1 protein-coding gene is annotated in these 626 nt (G+C 31.6%); it reads left to right on the forward strand.

Annotated features, from left to right (window positions below; translation table 11 throughout):
* Nucleotides 1-168: 168 nt before the first annotated feature.
* On the forward strand, nt 169-626 hold a 458-nt coding region (locus E3E36_RS11205), incomplete at its 3' end, for a TraB/GumN family protein (protein WP_167895504.1).

Here is a 626-nt window from a genome sequence, read left to right on the forward strand (position 1 = left end):
TAAAAAAGAAGAAGTAAAATCTGCTCCAAAACAAATCAGCGTTCAATAAATAAATTGGTTATAAAGTTTGTTTCATAAGCAGTTGGTTTTGGTTAAAGCCTTGTATTTTTATACAGGGCTTTTTTATTGTAATATTTTGTTTCCTTTTCATACTAACCTTATAAACTTATGAAACATCTGGTAATTGTTTTATTTTCCTTCATACTTATTAAAGCGTCTTTTGCACAAAAGCCAAACGAGAAATCGTTATTATGGAAAATCAGCGGTAAAGGAATAGAACAGCCGTCTTATGTATATGGTACATTTCATTTATTATGTGCAGAAGATTTTGTTTTGCCCGATACTTTAGTGACTTTGCTGCACACAACCAAGCAGGTTTATTTTGAATTGAAGTTAGATGATGCATTAATTAATACTAAAATGATGCAGCATATCAAAATGAATGACAGCCATGAATTGAAGGAGTATATTTCAAAAGAAAACTACGATTCTGTTGCAGCTATTTTTCAAAGAAAATCTCAACTGCCATTCAATTTAGTAAGCCAGTATAAACCGTTCATTGTTTCTTCCCTTCTGTACCCGACGATGTTAGGCTGCACACCGGTTAGTTATGAAAATGAAATTAT

The sequence above is a fragment of the Thermococcus sp. M36 genome (genome assembly GCF_012027355.1).
Lineage (GTDB): Archaea > Methanobacteriota_B > Thermococci > Thermococcales > Thermococcaceae > Thermococcus.